The organism is Streptomyces sp. SID3212, assembly GCF_009865405.1.
Taxonomy (GTDB): Bacteria; Actinomycetota; Actinomycetes; order Streptomycetales; family Streptomycetaceae; genus Streptomyces.
Genome location: NZ_WWJY01000197.1, coordinates 21,144 through 27,143 on the forward strand (window position 1 = coordinate 21,144; position 6,000 = coordinate 27,143).

At 72.9% G+C, this 6,000-nt stretch carries 6 protein-coding genes; 4 read left to right on the forward strand and 2 right to left on the reverse strand.

What is annotated here, in order from left to right; translation table 11 throughout:
- Positions 1 to 34: 34 nt before the first annotated feature.
- Positions 35 to 1,090, reverse strand: a complete 1,056-nt coding sequence (locus tag GT042_RS05660) for a LacI family DNA-binding transcriptional regulator (RefSeq protein WP_161307590.1) — start codon at positions 1,088 to 1,090, stop codon at positions 35 to 37.
- A 125-nt stretch (positions 1,091 to 1,215) separates the two neighbouring features.
- Here GT042_RS05660 and GT042_RS05665 point away from each other — a divergent pair, with 125 nt between their 5' ends.
- From GT042_RS05665 to GT042_RS38025, 4 genes are all read left to right on the forward strand, one after another.
- Complete coding sequence (locus tag GT042_RS05665) at positions 1,216 to 3,435, forward strand: glycogen debranching N-terminal domain-containing protein (RefSeq protein WP_202532397.1); 2,220 nt, start codon at positions 1,216 to 1,218, stop codon at positions 3,433 to 3,435.
- Between the two features lie 170 nt (positions 3,436 to 3,605).
- Positions 3,606 to 4,001: a cell division protein SepF gene (gene sepF / locus GT042_RS05670; RefSeq protein ID WP_161307591.1), complete on the forward strand. Its 396-nt coding sequence runs from the start codon at positions 3,606 to 3,608 to the stop codon at positions 3,999 to 4,001.
- Positions 4,002 to 4,064: 63 nt separating this feature from the next.
- The gene (locus GT042_RS05675) at positions 4,065 to 4,415 is read left to right on the forward strand and encodes a nucleotide pyrophosphohydrolase (RefSeq protein WP_161307592.1); all 351 of its coding nucleotides are present in this window, start codon (positions 4,065 to 4,067) and stop codon (positions 4,413 to 4,415) included.
- A 144-nt stretch (positions 4,416 to 4,559) separates the two neighbouring features.
- Positions 4,560 to 5,207 carry a DUF6099 family protein gene (locus GT042_RS38025; RefSeq protein WP_202532400.1) on the forward strand — a complete coding sequence of 216 codons (648 nt, stop codon included), beginning with the start codon at positions 4,560 to 4,562 and terminating at the stop codon, positions 5,205 to 5,207.
- Positions 5,208 to 5,335: 128 nt separating this feature from the next.
- On the opposite strand, the gene GT042_RS05685 is transcribed toward GT042_RS38025, so the two are convergent.
- Positions 5,336 to 6,000 (reverse strand): helix-turn-helix domain-containing protein (locus GT042_RS05685; RefSeq protein WP_161307593.1); only part of this gene is annotated, 665 nt, incomplete at its 5' end.

Genomic DNA, 6,000 nt, shown 5'->3' on the forward strand with positions numbered 1-6,000 from the left:
TGGTTCGGCGGTTCGGTGGTTCGGTCGCGGCTGCTCAGGCGCGTAACGCCGGCGTGCTGTCCCGTACGACCAGTGACGGTTCGAGCAGGACCCGCTCGGGGGCCCGGCCCGGCTCTCCCATCCGGGCCAGCAGCAGCCGTACACACTCGCGGCCGACGGCCTCCAGCGGCTGGGCCACGGTGGACAGGCCCGGTGAGAGGAGCGCGGCCGTGGGGGAGTCGTCGAAGCCGACCACGGCGACGTCCGCTCCCGGTACGGCCTCGCGCTCCCGCAAGGCGTGGTAGCAGCCCAGCGCGAGCATGTCGCTCGCCGCGACCACCGCCGTGGCGCCCGCTTCGAGCAGGGGTGCGGCGGCGGCCTGGGCCGACGCGATGTCGTCGACGCTGTACGCGCGCCGGCCCCGGACCGGCAGACCGTGCCGGCGCATGGCGCGCTGCCAGCCCTCCGCACGGTCGTCACCGACGCCGGAGCCGCGCGGCCAGCCCAGGAAGGCGATCTTCCGGTGCCCGCGCGCCACCAGGTGCTCGACGGCGGCGTCCGTGCCCGAGGCGCCGTCGACGTCGACCCAGTCGCCGATCTGACGGCCCGCCCACATCCGGCCGAAGCCGACAAAGGGAACATCGCGCTTCTGGAGCCAGGCCTGGCGCTGGTCGCCCCGGTCGGTGCCGCTCAGTACGAACCCGTCCACATGGTGCAGATCGAGCAGTTCCTCATATCCGTCGAGGGCGTCAGGACCCTCGGGCGGGGGTGAGGCGAACAGCAGGATCCGGTAACCGGCCTCGTCGGCGGTCTGGGACAGGGCGTGCAGGAAGCGGTCCATGACCGGGGCGGACGCGCCCGGCGCGGTGGGCCGGATTCCGTACCCGATGAGTTTGCTGGAACGGGTACGGAGGGTCTGTGCCGCCCGGTGCGGGCGGTAGCCCATCTCGTCGATGGTTCTGCGCACCCGCTCCAAGGTCTCGGGGCGCAGCAGATCGGGGGAGTTGAGGGCATTCGACACGGTTTGCGGAGAGACCCCGGCCCGTCGCGCGACCATGGCCAGGGTCACCGGACCGGCCTTGGGCGAAGGGGTGTTGGGGGTGCGGACCATGTGTCTCTCCGGAACCGACGGGGCGAGTGGATGAAGTTATTGGAGCGTTCCAATGGTGTTGTCAGGGAGCTGAGGTCGTCGTTAGGCTCTTTGGAACGCTCCAATGCCTGAGAGGTTCTGCTGTTTTGGACATCACTGTCAAGACCCACGACATAACGAAGCCGGTCGAGGGGGGCGGCCCGCCGGACGGAAACCCCCAGGGGCCGTCCGGGCTCCAGCCGTTCCTGCACGACTCCTGCGTGACGCTGTACGCGCCGAGCTTCGCGATCTCGCGGGCCGACGGACAGATCGGCGACCTTCCCGGAGCCGGAGCCGGAGCCGGAGCCGGAGCCGGAGCGGGTGCCGGTGCCGGTGTCCTGTCCGGGGAGAGTCCTGGTGCCGACGGCTTCTACCACGGCGACACCCGCGCCCTGTCCCGGCTGACCGTCGAGGCCGAAGGCGTGGTGCTCGCACCCGTACGCGGTGGCCTCGACGGCGCCGAACGCGCGTCCTTCCGGGCCGTGTTGCGCGGCCTCGGCGAACACACCCCCGACCCCGCCGTCACCCTGCGCCGCCGCCGCCACGTCACCCCGGGACAGCTGGCGGAGACCCTGGACGTCACCAACGCGGGACGGCAGCACGTCCGCGTCACGCTGATCGTCACCGCCACCACCGACCTCGCGCCGATGGAGCGCGTCAAGTCCGGTGACCGCCCCGCGCCCGTGCCCCCCGCCGCCACCGCGGACGGACTCGCCTGGTCCCAGGAGGCGTTCACCGTACGGCTCGGCAGCACGCCCGCCGCCACGACCGCCGACCCGGCGTCCGGACGGCTCACGTACGACATCCAACTGGCGCCCGGCGAGACCTGGACCGCTCTCCTGCGCTGCGAGGCGGCCCACGACGAGGGCGACCAGTTCCCCGCGCCGCCCTCCGGCAGTCTGCCCTGGCGCACCCCCCGACTGCGCAGCGCGGACCGGCGCTTCGACCACTGGCTCGACCAGTCCACCGCCGACCTGGACCGGCTGCGCCTGACCGACCCCGCCGACCCGGCCGACCAGTTCCTGGCCGCCGGAGCCCCGTGGTTCCTCACGCTCTTCGGCCGTGACTCGCTGTGGGCCGCCCGGATGCTACTGCCGCTCGGGACCGACCTCGCGGCCGGTACGCTGCGCACCCTCGCCCGCCGCCAGGGCGGAGCGACCGACCCCGAAACCGAGGAGCAGCCCGGCAAGATCCTGCACGAAGTGCGCCGCGCCGCCCAGCGGTTCGACGACACCTTCGCCCTGCCGCCCTGCTACTACGGCACGGTCGACGCGACGCCCCTGTGGATCACGCTGCTGCACGACGCCTGGCGCTGGGGCCTCGCCCCCGAGCAGGTCGAACAGCTCCTGCCGCACGCCGAGTCCGCCCTCGCGTGGATGAGCGAGTACGGCGACGCCGACGGCGACGGCTTCCTCGAATACATCGACCTGACCGGACGCGGACTGGCCAACCAGGGCTGGAAGGACTCCGGCGACTCCATCAGGCACCGCGACGGCCGCCTCGCCGACTCCCCGATCGCGCTGTGCGAGGTCCAGGCGTACGCGTACGAGGCGGCCCGCGGCGGCGCCGACCTGCTGCGCGCCTTCGGCCGTCCCGGCGCGGACCGCTGGGAGGAGTGGGCCGAGCGGCTGCGCGTCCAGTTCCGTGAGCGCTTCTGGGTCGAGGACGCGCGCGGACCGTACCCGGCGGTGGCGCTCGACCGTGACAAGAGGCCGGTGGACTCGGTCACTTCGGGCTTCGGGCACCTGCTCGGCACGGGGCTGCTCGACCCCGAGGAGAGCGCACTGCTCGCCGCCCGGATGACCGCGCCCGACCTCGACTCGGGCCACGGTCTGCGGACCCTGAGCAGCGACTCCGTGGGGTTCAACCCGTACGGCTACCACATCGGTTCGATCTGGCCGCACGACACCGCGATCGCCGTGCACGGGCTGGTCAGGGCCGGATTCCCGGACGCGGCGGCGCCGCTCGCGGCGGGTCTGCTGACCGCCTCCGCCGGTTTCGACGCGCGCCTCCCCGAACTCTTCGCCGGGCACGGCACGGCCACCGACGCGTTCCCCGCGCCCTATCCGGCGTCCTGCCGGCCGCAGGCCTGGGCCGCCGCGTCGTCCGTCCTCGTACTCCAGTCGGTGCTGGGCCTGTCCGCCGACGTCCCCGGCGGTACGGTCACGGTCGCGCCGGCCTTCGCGGAGGCGTACCGGCCGCTTCGTGTCGAGGGCTTCGACATCGCGGGCGGCAGGCTGGACATCTCGGTCCGAGCGGACGGCACCGCGCGCGTCGACGCGCCGGCGGGGCTGGAGGTGAAGCGGGAGCAGGTCACCCCGCGTTGAGGGTTTCCGGGCCGCGGTGCGGGGCACTCCGCTCTCGACGGCCGGGAGTCCGGCCGTTCCGGGGGACCCGTGGAGCCGATCACCGACAGAGCCGTGTCGCTGATGGGCCGAACGGGTGAGGAGCGGGAGGATGTCCGGATGCAGACGCGACGCGCGGGCGGGGTGGTCCGGTGAGCAGGTACGACAGATATGACGTCACCGACGAACAGTGGGAAGGCCTGGCGCAGGTCGTTCCGCTGCGCAGCCGCAACGAGTGGCCCTCGCGGGTCGACCACCGCGCCGTGCGGCCCGAACCCCGTGTCGAGCACCGGCGGTTCGTCGTCCTGAGGGTGCGGGTCTTCGCGGACGCGCGCGAGGTCGCCGACCACCTGATCGCCCAGATCCCGGTCCTGTTGGACCTGTCCGGCGCCGAACTCGACGTGGCCAAGCGCATCCTGGACTTCAGCAGCGGGGTGGTCTTCGGCCTCGGCAGCGGGATGCACCGCGTCGACAAGAACGTCTTCCTGCTGGCGCCGGTCGGCACGGAGGTCGAGGGGATCGCGGCGGCGGCCGTTCCGGGGCCGTAGCGGTCCGGCCGTGGGCCCTGACCGGTGCGGGCCGGCCGGGGTGACGGTGGTAGACCTGGGTCTGTGACAGAACACGATGTGGCGGGGCTCCAGCGCAGGTTGGCCGAGTTCGCGGAGGCCCGGGACTGGGGGCGGTACCACACGCCCAAGAACCTGGTCGCGGCGCTGAGCGTCGAGGCGGCCGAACTGCAAGAGATCTTCCAGTGGTTGACCCCCGAGCAGTCGGCGCGGGTGATGGAGGACCCCGAGTCGGCCCACCGGGTCGCGGACGAGGTCGCGGACGTGCTCGCGTACCTGCTCCAGTTCTGCGACGTGGTGGGGATCGACGTACTGGACGCGCTCGCCGCGAAGATTGAACGGAATGAAGGGCGCTTCCCGCCCTCATCCGCCGTGAAGGATCCCGATTCCCCGTGATCGTCACTCTTCGGAGTGAGTGAGATTTCCACAACCAGCTGCCTGTCCACAGATTTCCGCATTCCTCTGGCCTTTCCGTCGCCGTTCACTCACTCTGGGTAGTGGAGTGAGAGGGCAGGATTGTCGTACGAACGGGGGCTGCGGATGGATGCGGAACGGCTCATCGGCGTGACCCGGCAGGCCCTGGCCAGCAGCGGGGAGCCGTGGGACGTCATCGCGGAGGCCTGGCAGGCGCAGGCGCTGGCCCAGGCGATCGGCAACCGGCTGGCGCTGAGCGGGCCGCCGGAGCTGCGGGGCGAGGCGCGTGAGCTCGGTGAGACGGGCAGTCACGGCGGTGACTTACCGGAGGCCCGGGAGGCGGGCGGCGGAGGTCCGGGCTTCGGCGGGCCGGGTGTCGGCGGGCCGGACCTCCGCGGCCCCGGTGCCGGCGGGCCGGGGGCGGAGCTCTACGGCGCGGAGCTGCGGTTCGGGGACGGGAGCAGGGCGAGACAGCTGACCTCGGTGCCGGACGCCCGGGGCGCGCTGACCGGGCTGGCGGAGTTACTGGGCGAGGTGGGCATCGCCCTGGTCGCGGTGGCGTGTGCGACGGACGAGGAGGCGCTGTACTGGCAGTGCATCGAGGCGATCGACGCGGCGGACGAGGCGAGCGACCGGGTGGCGGGGCTGCTGCGCCGGCTCGTCGCACAGGAACAGGAGCGGGCGAGGAAGGAGACACGGGAACGCCAGCGACAGCAGGAGGCGGAGCGCGAGCGGGAGCGCCGGCGCGACCACGGGCGGGGGCGGGGCCGTTGAAGCAGGCAGAGGCAGGTATTCGTGTTCACGCCCCACCCCCCGTGCAGGGCGTGAACACGAGCCCGACTCTAGGTTCCGTACGGCGGGCCGGGGAGAGCCGGAGTGCACAGCCGGACCGCCCGGCGGTGTCAGAAGTTCCTGTCCGGCGGTCCGCCGTCCAGGGCCGCGGCGGCCAGCCACAGGTCGTGCCGCGCGTTCGGGACCCGCAACAGCGAGCGGCGCAGCACCTGTTCGAGGCGTGTCAGCCGCTTCCGGGTCCCTGTCACCGACACACCGAGCGCCCGCGCCGTGGCACTCAGCCGGGTGTCGTTGCGCAGCCAGGCCCGCAGGGTCGTCTCCAGCGTGGGTGCGTCCGTCCGTACGGGACGCAGCTGCGTCAGAGCCCACTCCCGTACGGCGGGCAGGCGCAGCAGCGCCTCGAAGGGGTCCTGCACGGGAGGGGACGGCACGGACCCCACCGCGTCCGTCGGCCGTGGCTCCGTCGGCCCGGGCTCCGTCGGCCCGTGTTCCGTCGTGCGCGGCAGCGCGCCGATCCGCAGGGCCAGGTCGAGTTTCGCCTGATCGCCCACGAGCCTGAGGTCCAGGCCGAGCAGTGCCTCGACGCGGCGCAGGCGCGAGGCCAGGGTGTTGCGGTGGATCTTCAAGTGTTCGGTCGCGGCGGCCGAGAAGGCGAGCCACGACCGGACCGTGTCGGTCAACGCGGCGCTGTCGGGGTCGGCGCCCCGGGCGGGGACGTACCGCGTCAGCGGCGCCAGCAGGTCGTCGGCCCAGGCGCGGCCCGGCCGGCCCAGCA

What these genes read in the sequence shown, in the direction of transcription:
- GT042_RS05660 (WP_161307590.1), bottom strand. Translation starts at nt 1,090, where the DNA reads ATGGTCCGCACCCCCAACACCCCTTCGCCCAAGGCCGGTCCGGTGACC.
- GT042_RS38025 (WP_202532400.1), top strand. Translation starts at nt 4,560, where the DNA reads ATGGATGCGGAACGGCTCATCGGCGTGACCCGGCAGGCCCTGGCCAGC.